The organism is Nonomuraea sp. B5E05 (assembly GCF_039880665.1).
GTDB lineage: Bacteria > Actinomycetota > Actinomycetes > Streptosporangiales > Streptosporangiaceae > Nonomuraea.
On the sequence record NZ_JBDPMJ010000011.1, the window covers coordinates 309388 to 324303 of the forward strand.

Here is a 14916-nt window from a genome sequence, read left to right on the forward strand (position 1 = left end):
AGTCGCGGTTGTCATGCCATGACCATTCTTAGCGAATAAGGATTGTTTCGCATACAACGACATTGCGGGTGAATGGTCCAAGACCGCCTTTTCCAACGCCAATCAGGGGTTACGTCCATTGTGCCGTTGGTCACAGCGGACTCCCGGCCATCGAGATGAGCCAGCGCGTGGCCGGTCGCCGCGGCTGCGACCAGGGCGGCCAGCGTCGAGTCGCAGGCGATCTCGCCGGGTGGATAACCACCCAGCCTCGCAGTGACGATAGGCCAAGCCGGGTCGTGGTCGCGCCGGGTCAGGTCGAGACAGTGCAGGCACGCGCTCTCTCCGGGCAGGACCAGCGGACCGACAATGCCATGGCCCTCGAAGGCCGACACCAGGAGATGCGGGATGCGCAGCGCGGTCAGTTCGTTGACCAGCACCCCGTCGAGCGGGCCGACCGGCGCCAGGACGACCAGGTCGGGCCGATCCGTGGTGTCCCCCAGATACGGGCCTCCCGCCAAGGCGTTGACGGACGGCGCGACCTCCCCTTGCCCAGGCGACCCCGCCCTGGCCGGCCGAGGCCCGGCGTCCCGAGCAGGCGGTCGACGAACCCCTCGCCCGCCCACGGACGCCGGCGACTCAGACCGAGAACCGGACGAGGGCGCGGCGACTCCCAAAGACCGGGACGGGCGGTCGGACTCGGCGTCGTGGTCGGGCTGGGATGGCCGGCCGCCGTTGGGGCTGCGGCGGCGCGGGCGGTCGGCATCGGGGACCGCCCGGGATGGCCGGGTCGTTCCTGGCGCGGGAGATGACGGGACGACGGGCCGTGACCGCGCCGCCGGGGCGGAGGGCGCGGGAGCCACGGATGGACCAGCTTCGCGTGACCCCTGACCCCAAGTCGTGGACGACGATCGGCGGTGAGCGGTGGCGGAGGGTGTTTCGGAAGGTGGAGCGGGCGCGGGGACGGGTGGCGTGCGGCCGCCGGAGGTGAGCCTTCTGGCGACCGTGACCGCGCCGGCCTCGCGGGTCAGGCCCAGCTCTGCCCACGTCAGACCGCCCGGTGTGATGTCGCCCGGCCGGACGACGCCCGGATCGAACACCCGGACGGTGCCCACCCCGGCGCCCGCGAGCAGCGCCACGACCTGCGCCCCCACCCGCCCGGCCCCGTAGACCCGCACCCGCTTGTCCCTGCGCCGCTCCAGCACGGCGATCCCGCCTTCCGGCGAGGTCGATGCCAGATCGAGGGCGTCGAGATCCGGCCGCAGACGGTCTCGCTCGGCCAGCGGGAGGTCACGAAGGGCGCCAGGGCCGGCGGAGGCGTCGTGGAGGGCTCCTTGCAAGGTGAGCTGGTCGAGCAGGGAACGGGCTCGGTCTTCTTCAAGTCCTGCGCGGGCCGCCTCGCGCAGGACCCGCTCCAGATCGCGAGTGCCGTCGAGACTCTCGATCCATGCGCGGACCGGGCGGGTCAGACCGCTCAGCATGACGGCCCTGAGGGGGTGCACACCGAACTGGAGGGTGTGCTCGTCGCGGACGATACGCCGGAGGGCGGGCTTCACACGTGGCCTCATGGCGGGAGGCTCGCACGCGACGGCAAGATCCCGTGCGGATTCGTCCGTGGCTGTGGATAACCACGGAGCTGCCGGAGCAACTGTGGATAACGCGCCGCTTCAGCCCGTTCCCGGAGCAGGCTCATCTCGAAGCAGAACAGCCCGGCTCGGCGGGACACGCGCGTGCGAACGCGTGGGCCGAACGCGTGGGCCGGGGGACGGCCTGTGGCATGACGGGCGGGCCGGGTTACGCTTCCCGGCATGACCGAGCTCCTGGTTGATCGCCATGACGACGGAGTCGTCCTCATCACCCTCAACCGCCCCGACATGCGCAACGCCATGACCGACGCCATGACCGCCCAATGGCGCGCCACGATGTCGTCGCTGGCCAAGGACCGCGACGCCCGCTGCGTCGTGATCACCGGGGCGGGCACCGCGTTCTCCTCCGGCGGCGACCTGTCGTGGATCGGCGATCGCGGCGCGGAGGCGGTGCCGTTGTTGCGCGACCGCATGCTCGACTTCTACCGCACCTGGCTCATGGTCACGGAGCTCGAGGTCCCCACGATCGCCGCCGTCAACGGCCCCGCCGTCGGCGCGGGGCTGTGCGTGGCGCTGGCCTGTGACCTCGTGTACGCCGCCGCCGACGCCAAGCTGCTGGCCCCGTTCACGTCGCTCGGCCTTCATCCCGGTATGGCGGCCACGCATTTGCTTCCCAGGAGGGCGGGCACGGGCCTGGCACGGGAGATGCTCCTGGCCGGCCGTACGGTGACAGGTGCGGAAGCGGCGGTTAAAGGACTAGTAAATGAATCTTTCCCCAAAGATGACCTTATGTCGGAAGTACGGTCCATCGCCGGGAAGATCGCGAAGAACGCACCTATAGCCACAAGACTCACGAAAGTAGCCCTGAACCAAGACCATCAAGACCTGGAAGCCGCGCTGAGGTGGGAATCCCTGGCACAGCCGGTGACCATGGCATCGTCCGACATGATCGAGGGGCTGGCCGCGCATCGGGAAAGGCGCATGCCCAAATTCACCGGCTCTTAATCATCTGACCAGCAGAAACAACGTCCACCCTCTGTGGAATTTCGTCAGTCTCGGCTACCGTGCATATGTGCCCCCCGAGACAGTCGAGGTTCGTCGCAGTTCTCGTCGCAGGCGTACGGTCTCCGCCTACCGCGACGGTGACAAGACGATCGTGCTCCTGCCCGCCTGGCTGAGCGGCGAAGACGCGGATGAATGGGTGAGCCGGATGCTGGATCGGCTGGCCGCGAAAGAGCGCCGGCGACGGCCGACGGACGAGGCTCTCCTCGAACGGGCCAAGGAGCTCTCGGCCAGATATCTCGACGGCAAGCCCGATCCCGTGAGCGTGCGCTGGGTCGACAACCAGCAGCACCGGTGGGGCTCGTGCACCCCGGAGAACGGCACGATCAGGATCTCGACGCGACTCAAGGGCCTGCCGGAATGGGTCATCAACTACGTGATCATCCACGAGCTGGTGCACCTGCTGGTGCCCAGCCACGGCCCCAAGTTCTGGGCGCTGGTAGAACAGTATCCGAAGGCGGAGCGGGCGCGCGGGTTCCTTGAGGGATTCTCCGCCGCGGCCCACACGGCACCGGAGGAGTGTTGACGCGCATAGCCGCGGTCCTGGCACGACGGCGCATGTCGCAGGCGGCGCCCCCGGGCGTCGACCCGGCGATGTTCCTCGAGGCGGTGGCCGAAGACACCTACGAGATGGTCGCCGGGCTGGAGCTCGTCACCCCGGTCCTGATCACCAGCGTGCCCGAGCTCGACGCGATCGTCTGGCCGGGCACCCAGGTCATCGTGGTCGACGAGGACGAGCCGCTGAAGAGCATCCTCGCCCGCCTGGACGCCGACCAGGCCGCCGTGATCGCCGCGGACGCCCCCGATCTTCCTCCGCTGCTGGTCGGAAAGTTGTTCAGGGAGCTGGGCAGGGCCGAGATCACGATCTGCCCCGCGGAGCGCGGCGGAGCCGTGGCACTGGCCTGCGCGCTTCCCGCACCCGGCTGGGCCGACCCCGACCTCGACGACCCCGACGTGGTGGCCACGTTGCGCGCCCAGGCTCCAGGGCCGCGCAGGGTCGCCACCACCCCCGGCTGGCACCGCCTGCGCACCCGAGGCGACGTCGAACGCCTCGACCCCGGCCTCGAAGGCTGGGACAACACGCGAGCTCTGATCTCCGCGCGCTGACTCAGGGCACGGTGAGCTCGGCCAGCAGGGCACGATGGTCGGTGCCCGGCACGTCGTGCACGCTGACCTCCTTGACCCCGACCCGCTGATCGACCAGCACGTGGTCGATCGTGATGATCGGCGGCACCCGCTTGTTGGCCGGCCACGTGGGGATCAGCCCGGCCCCCACCTGGTCGGCCGCGTCTTTGTAGCCGCGTGCCAGCAACGATCGCATGGGCGCGTGGTCGAGCGAGGCGTTGAAGTCGCCCGCCAGGATCCGCACCCGCTCGCGTGATGCGGAGGGAAACGCCTCCAACGCCTCGTTCCAGTCGGCGTAGTTACGGCCGAGCGGCGGATAGGGATGCGCGTCGACGAACTCGATCGGCGGCCCGCCGGGCAGCGAGACCAGCGCGGCCGGCATGCGGTGCCCGATCTCCGGCATCACGTCGGGCAGCTCCTGCATCGGGTGCTTGGAGTAGAGCCCGCTGCCCCCGGCGCTCCACTCGGCTTCCAGCACCCGGTGCGGCATGATCTCCTTGAGCCCGGCCGCGTCCAGATCGGAGATGGCCCCCGGGGTCAGCTCCTGCGTGCTCAGCACGTCGGGCTCGAACTCGCGTACGAGCCGCATGATCGTCGCCACGTCGGCCCTGCCGAACAACATGTTGATCGTCATGACCTTGAGCGGCCGGCCCGCCGTGGCGTCCGCGGTGCCCAGCGCCCTGGGCAGCACGCTGAAGCCGAGCGCGGTCGTGGCGAGCAGCGCGACGGCGGTCGCGGCTCGCCTGCGCCCGACCGCGGCGATCAGCAGCGGGATCAGCGAGCCCGCCGCCGCGTACGGGGTCGCGGTCATGAGCTGTGTGGGCAGTGACCCGCGCTCCAGCCCGGCCACCCGGGCGACGGCCCAGGCGGCGAACGGGGTCACGGCCAGCCAGGTGAACGCCGTCGCCGGAAACTTGCGTCGTTTACGGACCGGCACCACGATCGTGCCGCCGACGGCGGAAGTCTCCACGCAAGCCCCCTTTGGAACGACCCAAGAGGACTCTAGCCAAGTGCTCGCGAGCCGAGCGCGTCCCGTCCGCGCGCGGCCAGTCGCCGCGTCGCCTCGTCGGACAGCTCGGGGATCTCGTCGACAGGAAACCAGCGCAGGTCGAGCGACTCCTCGCTGATCACGGCCTCTGCCCCTTCGGGGGCCACGGCGGCGTATTCGACGTCGAGATGCCAGCTGTGCGGCGGATGGCACCACACGACGTGCCTGTCGACGGCGAGCGGCCCCGGCAGCAACTCGAGCCCGGAGATCCCCGACTCCTCCCATGCCTCCCGCAGCGCCACGTCGGCGAGCGACATGTCGGAGATCTCACAGTGGCCACCCATCGGCAGCCACATCTTGGCCTTCGGATGCAGGGTGAGCAGCACCTGGGAGCCGTCGTGCGACAGCACGGCCGTCGTCGCCGTCAGATGCCCCGGCACGCAGGCGCGCGTCATCGCGTCGTCGTGGGTGCGAAGGTGCTCGAGAAACTCCGTGCGCAGCGCCTCTTCCTCGGGCGTGGGCGCCGTCCAGCCGGACAGCACCGCCACGGCGTCGCGGTGCAGGCTCAACTCTTGTCGCCCTCGCCCTCGTCGTCCGGCTTGGCCTCCAGCTGGGAGATGTCCCAGGCCTGCTCACCGCGTACGAACGCCTCGGGGTCGTCGAGGTCCTCGGCCGTCGGCATCAGGTCGGGGTGTGACCACAGCCCGTCGCGCCCGTCGACCCCCCGCTCGCTCTCCAGCGCGCGCCACAGCGCGGCCGCCTCGCGCAGGCGCCTGGGCCGCAGCTCCAGCCCCACCAGGGTGCCGAACGTGAGCTCGGCGGGACCGCCTGTGGCGCGCCGCCTGCGCACGGTCTCCGCCAGGGCCACGGCGGAGGGCAGCTTGCCCTGGGCGGCCTGGTCGACCACGGTGGCCACCCAACCCTCGACCAGGGCGAGCATGGTCTCCAGCCGCGCCAGGGCGGCCTTCTGCCGCTCGGTCTCCTCGGGCTTGAGCAGGTTGCCCCCGCTGAGCGCCTCCTGGATGGCCTCGGGGTTGTTGATGTCGAGACCGCGGATCTGCTCTTCGAGGGCAGAGGTGTCGACGGTGATCCCCCTGGCGTATTCCTCGACCGCGCCGAGCAGGTGCGAGCGCAGCCACGGAACATGCTGGAACAGCCGGTGGTGCGCCGCCTCGCGCAGCGCCAGGTAGAGCCTGATCTCGTCGGACGGCACCTCGAGGCCCTCGCTGAACGACGCGATGCCGCCGGGCAGCAGCGCCGCCGTGTCGGACAGGGGCAGCCCGATGTCCGTGGTGCCGATCACCTCGCGGGCCAGCGAGCCGATCGCCTGCCCGATCTGCTGGCCGACCATCATGCCGCCCATCTGCTTGAGCATGCCCATCAACGGCCCGGCCATCTGCTGGGCCTCGGGAGGCAGCCCCGAGCCTCCGAGCGCGCCGCCCATGGTCTCGACCATGCGTTCGGCGATGGGCTCGCAAAGCTTTCGCCAGATCGGGATCGTGTTCTCGATCCACTCGGACCGGCTCCAGGCCTGCGGATTGGACACGCCGCTGGGCAGCGTCGTCGCTTCGTTCAGCCACAGGTCGGCCAGGCTGAGCGCCTCGACGATCTGACGGCGCTCGCCTTCCATGACGCTCGGATCGCCCTCGGCGGCCACGGAGTGCCGGGCGATGTTCTTGGCCATGTCCCAGTTGACAGGGCCTGAACCCTGCGGCGCCGACAACATGTCGGCGAACTGGCGCATTGCCTGAGCCATCTGCTCAGGGTTGCCGAACATGGCGAACGGGTTCTCGTTAGGGTCGTTTTCGCGACCTGGCAGGTCAGTCACCGCTCTACCTCGTGCAGGATGGAGGAGTCCACATCCGCCACGTTAGTCGTCCTACGGCGGATCAGTGCAAAGTGAGGACCTGGTGCCTACCTCGAAACGCCCGCGTCAACCCGTCGTAGCCATCACCGGCGCGGCCTCCGGCCTCGGCCGCGAGCTGCTCGTTAGGCTCGTATCCGCTGCGGATTTCCGCAGGGTGGTGGCCATTGACGAGCAGCGCGGCGACGTCGGTGAGGCCACCTGGAGAGTGCTCGACGTACGAGATCCGCTCTTGGCGAACCGGATCTCCGACATAGACGTCCTCGTTCATCTGGCCGGCGACTACACCGTCGACTCCGACCCCGGCGAGCGGCGCGCCTACAACCTGCGCGCCGCCCAGACCGTGCTGACGGCCTGCGCCGCGGCGCGCGTCCGCCGCGTGGTGCTGGTCACGAGCGCAATGGTGTACGGCGCCGCGCCCGACAACGAGGTGCCCCTGCCCGAGGACGCCCCGGTCACGGCAGAGCCCGACACCGGCGTCGTCGGCGACTTCCTGGAGATCGAGTCGCTCGTACGCAGGTCGCTGCGCAGCCATCCCGGCCTCGAGGTGACCGTGCTGCGCCCGGCCGCGGTGGTCGGCCCCGGCGTCGACACGGTGATCACCCGTCACTTCGAGTCGCCCAGGCTGCTGACCGTGAAGGGCTGCAGCCCTCACTGGCAGTTCTGCCACATCGACGACCTGCTCTCGGCGCTGGAGCTGGCGGCGCGCGGAGCCGTCACGGGCGTGGTGGCGGTCGGGTGCGACGGGTGGATGGAGCAGGAGCAGGTCGAGGAGATGTCCGGCATCCGCAGGTTCGAGCTGCCCGCGGGGCTGACGTTCGGCACGGCGCAGCGCCTGCACCGGCTCGGCATCACCCCGGCGCCCGCGACCGACCTGCACTACGTCGTCTACCCGTGGGTGGTCGACTGCACGGCGCTGCGCGAGGCGGGCTGGAAGCCGACGTGGACGAACGAGGCGGCGTTCGAGCAGCTTCTGGAGCTGCGCGAGAACAGGACGACCGTGGTCGGCAGGCGCCTGCCCGTCAAGGAGGCGACGCTCACCGCCGCCGGCGCCACCGTCGCCGTGATCGGCACCGCCGCTATCGTTCGCCAGGTGCGGAAGAAGAGGCGGCAGTGAAGGCCGGTGCGAAAACTCCCAGGTGATCTGCCGCAACGTCCCTGACCAGGCACGACATTAGAGCGGCAGGCCGGCGGGCAGATTTCTTGTTGGTAGTCTCTTTCCGTGGACGTCATCCGGTTGCTCGGCATTCGTGAGACCCCGCTGTCCGTGGACGAGGTGCTGGCCGCCGTGGGCGACCACGCCGCCGGCGGCACCACGATCTTCGTGGGCACCGTCCGCGAGCAGGACCAGGGAAAGCCGGTGACCCGGCTCTCCTATTCGGCGCACCCCTCGGCCGAGGCCGAGCTGCGGCAGGTGGCCGAGAAGGTGGCCGCAGACTTCCCGGTGACGGCGCTGGCCGCCGTCCACCGCGTGGGCGACCTGGCGCTGGGCGACACGGCCGTGATCGTCGCGGTGGCCGCGCCGCATCGTGACGAGGCGTTCAAGGCCTCGCGCCGGCTGATCGACGAGCTGAAGGCGCACGTCCCGATCTGGAAACACCAGTCATTCGCTGACGGCGAGGCCGAATGGGTCGGTGCCGGCGAATAGGCTTTCCACCATGTCGCGACGCGCCCTGACCCTGCTGCTGTCGGGGTTTCTCGTGCTCGCGCTCGGTGTGGTGGGCGCGCTCCAGAAGGTCCCCTACGTCGTGCTGAGCCCCGGCCCGACGGAGAACACCATCGGCGAGGTCGACAAGAAGCCCGTGATCTCGATCAAAGGGCGGCAGACCTATCCCACCAAGGGCGCTTTGAGCCTGGTCACGGTCGCTTATCAAGGCGGCCCTGCCGCCCAGATCGACCTGTTGACCGCGTTGCGCGGCTGGATCGATCCGACCGTCGCGGTGGTCCCGCAGGAGACCATCTTCGCTCCCGACCGTGACCCCAAGGAGGTCGAGGAGGAAAACACGGTCGAGATGTCCAACTCGCAAGACTCGGCCACGGCCGCCGCGCTCAACGAGCTCAAGATCCCCTACAACATGGTCGTGTCGGTCGTGTCCACGGAGAAGGGCAAGCCCGCCGAGGGCAAGCTGCGCAAGGGCGACGAGATCAACTCCGTCGACGGCAAGCCGGCGAAAAACGTCGATGTCGTGGGCGACGCGGTCAAGGCCCACAAGCCGGGCCAGAAGGTCGTCTTCAACGTCACCAGGAACGGGACGAAGCTCGACGTCACCGTGCCGACGATCGCGGGCCCTGAGGGGCAGACCCTGGTGGGCGTGCTGATGCAGGCCACGTTCAAGTTCCCGTTCGACGTCGACATCAACGTGGGCGACGTCGGCGGGCCCAGTGCCGGGCTGATGTTCTCGCTCGGCATACTCGACAAGCTCACGCCTGGCGAGCTCACCGGGGGCAAGCGGATCGCCGGCACCGGCACCATCCAGCCGACGGGCGAGGTCGGGGCGATCGGCGGCATCGCCCAGAAGATGGTCGGGGCGAAGGAATCGGGCGCCATCGTCTTCCTGACGCCCGCCGACAACTGCGCCGAGGCCATGAAAGCCGTCCCTGACGGGCTCCGGCTGGTCAAGGCCGACACTCTGCACAACGCGGTGCTGGCGCTGGACGCACTGCGCACGGGTAAGGGCAACGTGCCCGCTTGTGACGCTGGATGAAACTTTCGGCAAGGCCCATGCGTTAGTCATAGGGCTGGCACAGCGGTGTAGGTTGCCAGACACGGACCGATTTCCATGACGACGAGGGGTTGGCCTTGAGCTTCCGGACCCCAGGAGCCGGCCGGGCGATGCGCTTGCCCCGCCGACCGCGACTGCTTCTGCCGGTGGCGATCGCCCTTGTGGTGATCGTTGCCCTGTTCTTTCTCTTCTCTGGTTTTTACACCGACTACCTGTGGTTCGACGCGACGAACTACACGTCGGTCTTCACCACTGTCCTGCTGACCCAAATCGTGCTGTTCCTGGTCGGAGCGGCGCTGATGGTCGGCATCGCCGGCGGCAACATGTTGCTGGCCTTTCGGATGCGGCCGATGTTCGGGCCCGCGGTGTTCGGCGGGAGCAGCGGCGCCGACCGCTACCGCATGGCGCTCGACCCCCACCGCAAACTCATCTTCATCGTCGGCATGGCGCTGCTCGCGCTCTTCTCCGGCTCCTCGTTCGCCGGCCAGTGGCAGACGTGGCTGAAGTTCATCAACGGCGAGGCCTTCGGCAGGCAGGACCCGCTGTTCCAGATGGACATCTCGTTCTTCATGTTCGACTATCCGTTCATCCGGATGGCGCTGAACTTCCTGTTCACCGCGGTGATCATCTCCATCATCCTCGCGGCGATCACCCACTACCTCTACGGCGGGTTCCGCCTGCAGTCGCCCGGCGTCCACGCCTCCAGGGCCGCCCGCACGCACCTGTCCGTGCTGCTGGGCGTCTTCCTGCTGCTCAAGGCCGTCGCTTACTTTGTCGACCGCTACGGCCTGGTCTTCTCTGACCGCGGATTCGTGGACGGCGCCTCCTACACCGACGTCAACGCCGTCCTGCCGGCCAAGACCATCCTCGCGATCATCGCACTGATCTGCGCCGCCCTGTTCTTCGCCGGTGTGTTCCGGCCCGGCGGCATGCTGCCCGGGGTCTCCGCGGGCCTGCTCGTGCTCTCGGCCGTCCTGATCGGCGGCGTCTACCCGGCGCTGGTCGAGCAGTTCCAGGTCAAGCCCAACCAGCAGGGCAAGGAGTCCCCTTACATCCAGCGCAACATCCAGGCCACGCGAGAGGCGTACAACGTCGACAAGACCGAGGTCGAGACCTACAACGCGCAGGCAGACCCGGCCAAGGTCGAAAGCAACGGCGACGCCTCCGTCTCCGGCGTGCGGCTGCTCGATCCGGCGCTCGTGTCCTCGACGTACGAGCAGACCCAGCGCATCCGAGGCTTCTACAGCTTCGCCGACACGCTCGACGTCGACCGCTATCCCGACAGCACGGGCAAGCTGACCGACCACATCGTGGGCGTGCGCGAGCTGACCAGCCCGCCCCAGGACCAGAACAACTGGATCAACCGGGCCCTGGTCTACACCCACGGCTACGGCTTCGTCGCCGCGCCCGGCAACCAGGTCGACTCCAGCGGCCTGCCCGCCTACGACGCCAAGGACATGCCGGTCACGGGCCCACTGGTGAACAGCGCCAAGCTCAAGGAATCGCGCATCTACTTCGGCGAGGACCCATCGTCCTCCGAATACGTCATCGCCGGCGGCAACCCCAACAACCCGCAGGAGCTCGACTACCCGGAGACGGGCGGCACGGGCCAGAAGAACACCACCTACACCGGCAAGGGCGGAGTGCCCGTCGGCTCGTTCATCAACCGGCTCCTCTACGCCGCCAAGTACAGCGAGGCGAACATCCTGCTGTCGGGCGACATCAACGACAACTCCAAGATTCTTTACGTCCGTCACCCGCGTGACAGGGTCGAGCAGGTCGCGCCGTTCCTCAAGCTCGACGGCAACCCCTACCCGGCGATCGTCGACGGGCGTGTCACCTGGATCCTCGACGGCTACACGACGTCCAACGACTACCCCTACTCTCAGAGCGAGAGCCTCGGCGACATGACGCGCGACACGTCCACCGACCGTCGCGTGATCGCCCAGCAGCCGCGTGACCAGATCAACTACATCCGCAACTCCGTCAAGGCCACGGTCGACGCCTACGACGGCACGGTCAAGCTCTACGCCTGGGACAACAACGACCCGGTGCTCAAGACCTGGAGCAACGCCTTCCCCGGCGTCGTCCGCCCGGCCTCGGAGATGAGCGCCGACCTGCGCAGCCACGTGCGCTACCCGGAAGACCTGTTCAAGGTGCAGCGCTACACACTCTCGCGCTACCACATCACCGACCCTGCCGCCTTCTACAGCGGCCAGGACTTCTGGAACGTCCCCAACGACCCCACGCAGGGAGAGCAGAACGTCAAGCAGCCGCCCTACTACCTGACCACCACGATGCCGGGCGGCACGCCGACGTTCTCGCTGACGACGACCTTCGTGCCACGGCAGGGGCCCAACCTGGCGGCGTTCATGGCGGTCGACTCGTCGTCCGGTTCCGGCTACGGCCGGATGCGCATCCTCCGCATGCCGTCCAGCACGCCCATCCCCGGTCCCGGCCAGGCACAAAACGCCTTCCAGAGCCGTTTCGCGGGTGAGCTCAACCTGCTGGGCGTCGGCGCGTCGTCGGTGCGTTATGGCAACCTGCTGACGCTCCCGTACGCGGGCGGCCTGGTCTACGTCGAACCGGTCTACATCCAGGTGGCCGCGGGCGGCGGTCAGGAGCCCTACCCGATCCTGCAGCGCATCCTGGTGTCGTTCGGCTCCAAGATCGGTGTGGCCCGCACGCTGGAGGAGGCGCTGCAAGAGGTCTTCGGCGGCGAGCAACAGCAACAGCAACAACCGCAGGAGAACGAGCAACAGACCCAGCCCAACCAGGCCAACACGGCGCTCAACTCGGCGATCGCCAACGCGAAGAAGGCGTACGACGACGCGCAGAAGGCCCTGCAGGCGAGCCCGCCCGACTGGGACGCCTACGGCGACGCACAGAAGCGGCTGGAAGAGGCCCTGAAGACGCTGGAAGGGGCCAACAAGCAAGAGCCGGCGCCCACGGGCACTCCGAGCCCATCGCCCTCGGCCACGCCGTCTGCGACGCCTACCGGCACAAGCTCGCCGCCGGCCTCCGCACCACCTTCAGTCGCGCCGTCACCCACCGGATCACAGGCGGGAGGCACCTCTTAGCGCAATCAATTTGCGCCCACCCCGCGCCGCCGATACGCTTACAAAGCAAGACGACGCGGGGTGGAGCAGTTCGGTAGCTCGCTGGGCTCATAACCCAGAGGTCGCAGGTTCAAATCCTGTCCCCGCTACCAGGCCAGAGGCTCGGGATTCGGAAACGGATCCGAGCCTTTGATCTTTTCAGAGTATGACCGTCACAGGCACTCCTCTGAAGGCTGTATAGTAGTTAGCAACACACCGACGCGGGGTGGAGCAGTTCGGTAGCTCGCTGGGCTCATAACCCAGAGGTCGCAGGTTCAAATCCTGTCCCCGCTACCAAAGAAAGTCCCCGGCCACCGGATCACCCGGTGGCCGGGGACTTTTTCGTTTCTCCGATAACTGGTGTTCACGGTCTGCCTTGTCCTGTGATCCACGCCGTGATTACATGATTACATGTCAGAAGCAGTTCCCACGATCTACGAATGGGCCGGCGGAGTCGACGCCTTCGAGCGGCTGACCGAGACGTTCTACCGCAGCGTCGTCAAGGATGACCTGATTGGGCCGCTGTTCGCACACATGGATGCCGATCATCCGAAACATGTGGCGATGTGGCTCAGCGAGGTCTTCGGTGGCCCTGACCGCTACACCAAGGAGCGCGGTGGATACCCCAACATGCTCCGTCACCACCTGAGCAGGGCGATCACAGAGCCGCAACGCCGCAGGTGGGTCAGCCTGCTCATGGACGCGGCCGACGAGGTGGGGTTGCCGGACGATCCGGAGTTCAGGGCGGCGTTCGCCGGCTACATCGAGTGGGGCACCCGGCTGGCCGTACAGAACTCCCAGCCGGGCGCGGAGCCTCCGCCGCAGGCGCCCGTGCCAAAGTGGGGGTGGGGAGTGGCTCCGCCGTACCAGCCTTGAGCCGGTCGGGCGGTCACCGGTTCCACTCGTCCGGTTCGGCATAGGCGTCCGGGTCGTCGAGCGGATTCACGTACGTGTCGGAGTCCCGGAAATCCTCTTCACGGACCCATCGCGAGATGCCCCGTGAGACCTCGTCGTCGATCTCGGCGATGCGGTGCAGGTAGGGCAGCCGGTCCCGGTACATGTCGATGATCGACAGCTGGAGGTCGTCCCCCATGTCCCGGCTGATCTCGTAGAGGTTGTCGTCCATGGCACTCAGGCCTTATTGATCATTTCGATCGCCTTCTGCACGGCCCAGCCGAGGAGCAGGAGCCCGAAGACGACTTGCACGATGCGCATCCACAGGGACGAGAAGTGATCGGCGTAAACAACGATGCCGACCCACATCAGGCCGAATATCCCGACGAGGAGGATTGCTGCCCAGTTCAGCCCTCGCTGCCACATATGTGAAGTCTCGCAGCCGGTCCGCCAATGGCGGGTATGCCGGGAGTCGTCATCGGGTCACTGCGCCGGGGCCCTTCAGCGGGGGAGCGCCCTGCCCGTGCCGACGCAGCGCCGCAGGCGCACGCCGCGCCGATGGGGCCGCTGAGGTGACTCCTCCAGGCACGCGAGCAACGCGGCCGCCGTCGTGGCGTCGGCAAGGACGCGTTGCACGGTCTCGTCGCCCTGGGGCAACTGGCCGTGTTCAGCCAGCTCGTGCTTGAGGAACGCCATGGGATCCGGCGCGTGCGCGGCGTCGGCGGCCACGGTCGCCCGCGCGGACGTCAGCAGGCGCAGGTAGTGGGTGCGCAGGATGGCCTCGCGCATGCGGGAGTGCTCGAGATCGTCGATCAGCATCCTGGCGATGCTCAGCAGGTCTCCGGCTTGGGTCGTCTCATCGGCGAGGAAGGCGCGGATGTCGTCGAACTCCGAGCGGGTCATGGCGGACACCTCCGAGAGCGCAGTCTGCTCGTAGGTACATTCGTAGCGGTGAGCGATTGCGGATGGCTTGCCGTCGGCTTGCGCCGCGAGGTCGCCAGGGGAGTTCATCGGCAAGGTTTGGGTGTCCGCTGGCGAGGGAAGAACCTCCTGAATACCTGAGTGGGCCGAAGTAGGTGCCACAGGCTGCTAGAGTTGCTTCGCGCAGGGCGGTCCGGAGGTTCCTCGGAGCCTCGGAGATCCCCGGCAAAACCCACTACCTTCATGGTCGTCCGTCATGGTTTCGCACCGGTTCGGACGGGCTGGTAAGTTAGAGGGGTTGTCTCCGAAAGGGGGCGGCGCTTAATTCCCGCAGGTTGTGCAGGTCCGGTCAATTTGACAGGGACTTGAACGGCTGAAAGAGTTAAGACACAACGAAATGAACGCCTCCGAGCGAGGATCCCGGACACGGGGTTTTGGTGAGGATGAACGCGTGCGTTTCTTGAGAACTCAACAGTGTGTTAAAAGCCAGTGCATGATGCACAACCCCGTCATATCGGCTTATGCCGGTAGACGGATTCCTTTTGTTAGTTGGGTTCAGACCTTTTTTGGAGAGTTTGATCCTGGCTCAGGACGAACGCTGGCGGCGTGCTTAACACATGCAAGTCGAGCGGAAAGGCCCTTCGGGGTACTCGAGCGGCGAACGGGTGAGTAACACGTG

15 protein-coding genes, 2 tRNA genes and 1 rRNA gene are annotated in these 14916 nt (G+C 67.7%); 11 read left to right on the forward strand and 7 right to left on the reverse strand.

Features of this window, described 5'->3' with window-relative positions; all coding sequences use genetic code 11:
* Window positions 1-11: 11 nt before the first annotated feature.
* Window positions 12-1544: a thiamine biosynthesis protein ThiF gene (locus ABGB01_RS22675; RefSeq protein WP_347775528.1), complete on the reverse strand. Its 1533-nt coding sequence runs from the start codon at window positions 1542-1544 to the stop codon at window positions 12-14.
* 240 nt (window positions 1545-1784) lie between these two features.
* On the opposite strand from ABGB01_RS22675, the gene ABGB01_RS22680 reads away from it, so the two are divergent.
* The 3 genes from ABGB01_RS22680 (at window position 1785) to ABGB01_RS22690 (ending at window position 3731) form a co-directional block, all read left to right on the forward strand.
* Complete coding sequence (locus ABGB01_RS22680; RefSeq protein WP_347775529.1) at window positions 1785-2567, forward strand: enoyl-CoA hydratase-related protein; 783 nt, start codon at window positions 1785-1787, stop codon at window positions 2565-2567.
* Window positions 2568-2634: 67 nt separating this feature from the next.
* Entirely contained in the window at window positions 2635-3150 is a 516-nt protein-coding gene (locus tag ABGB01_RS22685; RefSeq protein ID WP_347623147.1) for a M48 family metallopeptidase, read from the forward strand.
* Window positions 3147-3731 carry a hypothetical protein gene (locus tag ABGB01_RS22690; protein ID WP_347775530.1) on the forward strand — a complete coding sequence of 195 codons (585 nt, stop codon included), beginning with the start codon at window positions 3147-3149 and terminating at the stop codon, window positions 3729-3731. The genes ABGB01_RS22685 and ABGB01_RS22690 overlap by 4 nt, the downstream gene beginning before the upstream one ends.
* A gap of 1 nt (window position 3732) precedes the next feature.
* On the opposite strand, the gene ABGB01_RS22695 is transcribed toward ABGB01_RS22690, so the two are convergent.
* From ABGB01_RS22695 to ABGB01_RS22705, 3 genes are read right to left on the reverse strand one after another with little or no spacing between them, the layout of a single operon-like run.
* Window positions 3733-4719: an endonuclease/exonuclease/phosphatase family protein gene (locus ABGB01_RS22695; RefSeq protein WP_347775531.1), complete on the reverse strand. Its 987-nt coding sequence runs from the start codon at window positions 4717-4719 to the stop codon at window positions 3733-3735.
* A gap of 32 nt (window positions 4720-4751) precedes the next feature.
* Entirely contained in the window at window positions 4752-5306 is a 555-nt protein-coding gene (locus ABGB01_RS22700; protein ID WP_347775532.1) for an NUDIX domain-containing protein, read from the reverse strand.
* The gene (locus ABGB01_RS22705) at window positions 5303-6514 is read right to left on the reverse strand and encodes a zinc-dependent metalloprotease (protein ID WP_347775550.1); all 1212 of its coding nucleotides are present in this window, start codon (window positions 6512-6514) and stop codon (window positions 5303-5305) included. The genes ABGB01_RS22700 and ABGB01_RS22705 overlap by 4 nt, the downstream gene beginning before the upstream one ends.
* A gap of 130 nt (window positions 6515-6644) precedes the next feature.
* On the opposite strand from ABGB01_RS22705, the gene ABGB01_RS22710 reads away from it, so the two are divergent.
* The 7 genes from ABGB01_RS22710 to ABGB01_RS22740 all read left to right on the forward strand — a co-directional run bounded on the left by ABGB01_RS22710 (window position 6645) and on the right by ABGB01_RS22740 (window position 13298).
* Window positions 6645-7718 carry an NAD-dependent epimerase/dehydratase family protein gene (locus ABGB01_RS22710; RefSeq protein ID WP_347775551.1) on the forward strand — a complete coding sequence of 358 codons (1074 nt, stop codon included), beginning with the start codon at window positions 6645-6647 and terminating at the stop codon, window positions 7716-7718.
* Between the two features lie 105 nt (window positions 7719-7823).
* Complete coding sequence (locus ABGB01_RS22715; protein ID WP_347775533.1) at window positions 7824-8249, forward strand: molybdenum cofactor biosynthesis protein MoaE; 426 nt, start codon at window positions 7824-7826, stop codon at window positions 8247-8249.
* Window positions 8250-8259: 10 nt separating this feature from the next.
* Entirely contained in the window at window positions 8260-9306 is a 1047-nt protein-coding gene (locus ABGB01_RS22720) for a PDZ domain-containing protein (protein ID WP_347775534.1), read from the forward strand.
* 128 nt (window positions 9307-9434) lie between these two features.
* The gene (locus tag ABGB01_RS22725) at window positions 9435-12404 is read left to right on the forward strand and encodes a UPF0182 family protein (RefSeq protein ID WP_347775535.1); all 2970 of its coding nucleotides are present in this window, start codon (window positions 9435-9437) and stop codon (window positions 12402-12404) included.
* A gap of 54 nt (window positions 12405-12458) precedes the next feature.
* Window positions 12459-12535, forward strand: a tRNA-Met gene (locus ABGB01_RS22730).
* 107 nt (window positions 12536-12642) lie between these two features.
* Window positions 12643-12719: transfer RNA gene (locus tag ABGB01_RS22735), tRNA-Met, on the forward strand.
* Between the two features lie 114 nt (window positions 12720-12833).
* Window positions 12834-13298: a group II truncated hemoglobin gene (locus tag ABGB01_RS22740; protein ID WP_347775536.1), complete on the forward strand. Its 465-nt coding sequence runs from the start codon at window positions 12834-12836 to the stop codon at window positions 13296-13298.
* A 13-nt stretch (window positions 13299-13311) separates the two neighbouring features.
* On the opposite strand, the gene ABGB01_RS22745 is transcribed toward ABGB01_RS22740, so the two are convergent.
* The 3 genes from ABGB01_RS22745 to ABGB01_RS22755 all read right to left on the reverse strand — a co-directional run bounded on the left by ABGB01_RS22745 (window position 13312) and on the right by ABGB01_RS22755 (window position 14219).
* Window positions 13312-13548 (reverse strand): hypothetical protein, encoded by a 237-nt coding sequence (locus ABGB01_RS22745; RefSeq protein WP_347775537.1) that lies wholly within the window; start codon window positions 13546-13548, stop codon window positions 13312-13314.
* Window positions 13549-13553: 5 nt separating this feature from the next.
* Window positions 13554-13742: a hypothetical protein gene (locus ABGB01_RS22750; protein ID WP_347775538.1), complete on the reverse strand. Its 189-nt coding sequence runs from the start codon at window positions 13740-13742 to the stop codon at window positions 13554-13556.
* A gap of 75 nt (window positions 13743-13817) precedes the next feature.
* Complete coding sequence (locus ABGB01_RS22755; RefSeq protein WP_347775539.1) at window positions 13818-14219, reverse strand: hypothetical protein; 402 nt, start codon at window positions 14217-14219, stop codon at window positions 13818-13820.
* 581 nt (window positions 14220-14800) lie between these two features.
* Here ABGB01_RS22755 and ABGB01_RS22760 point away from each other — a divergent pair.
* Window positions 14801-14916 (forward strand): 16S ribosomal RNA (locus tag ABGB01_RS22760); the annotation flags it as partial.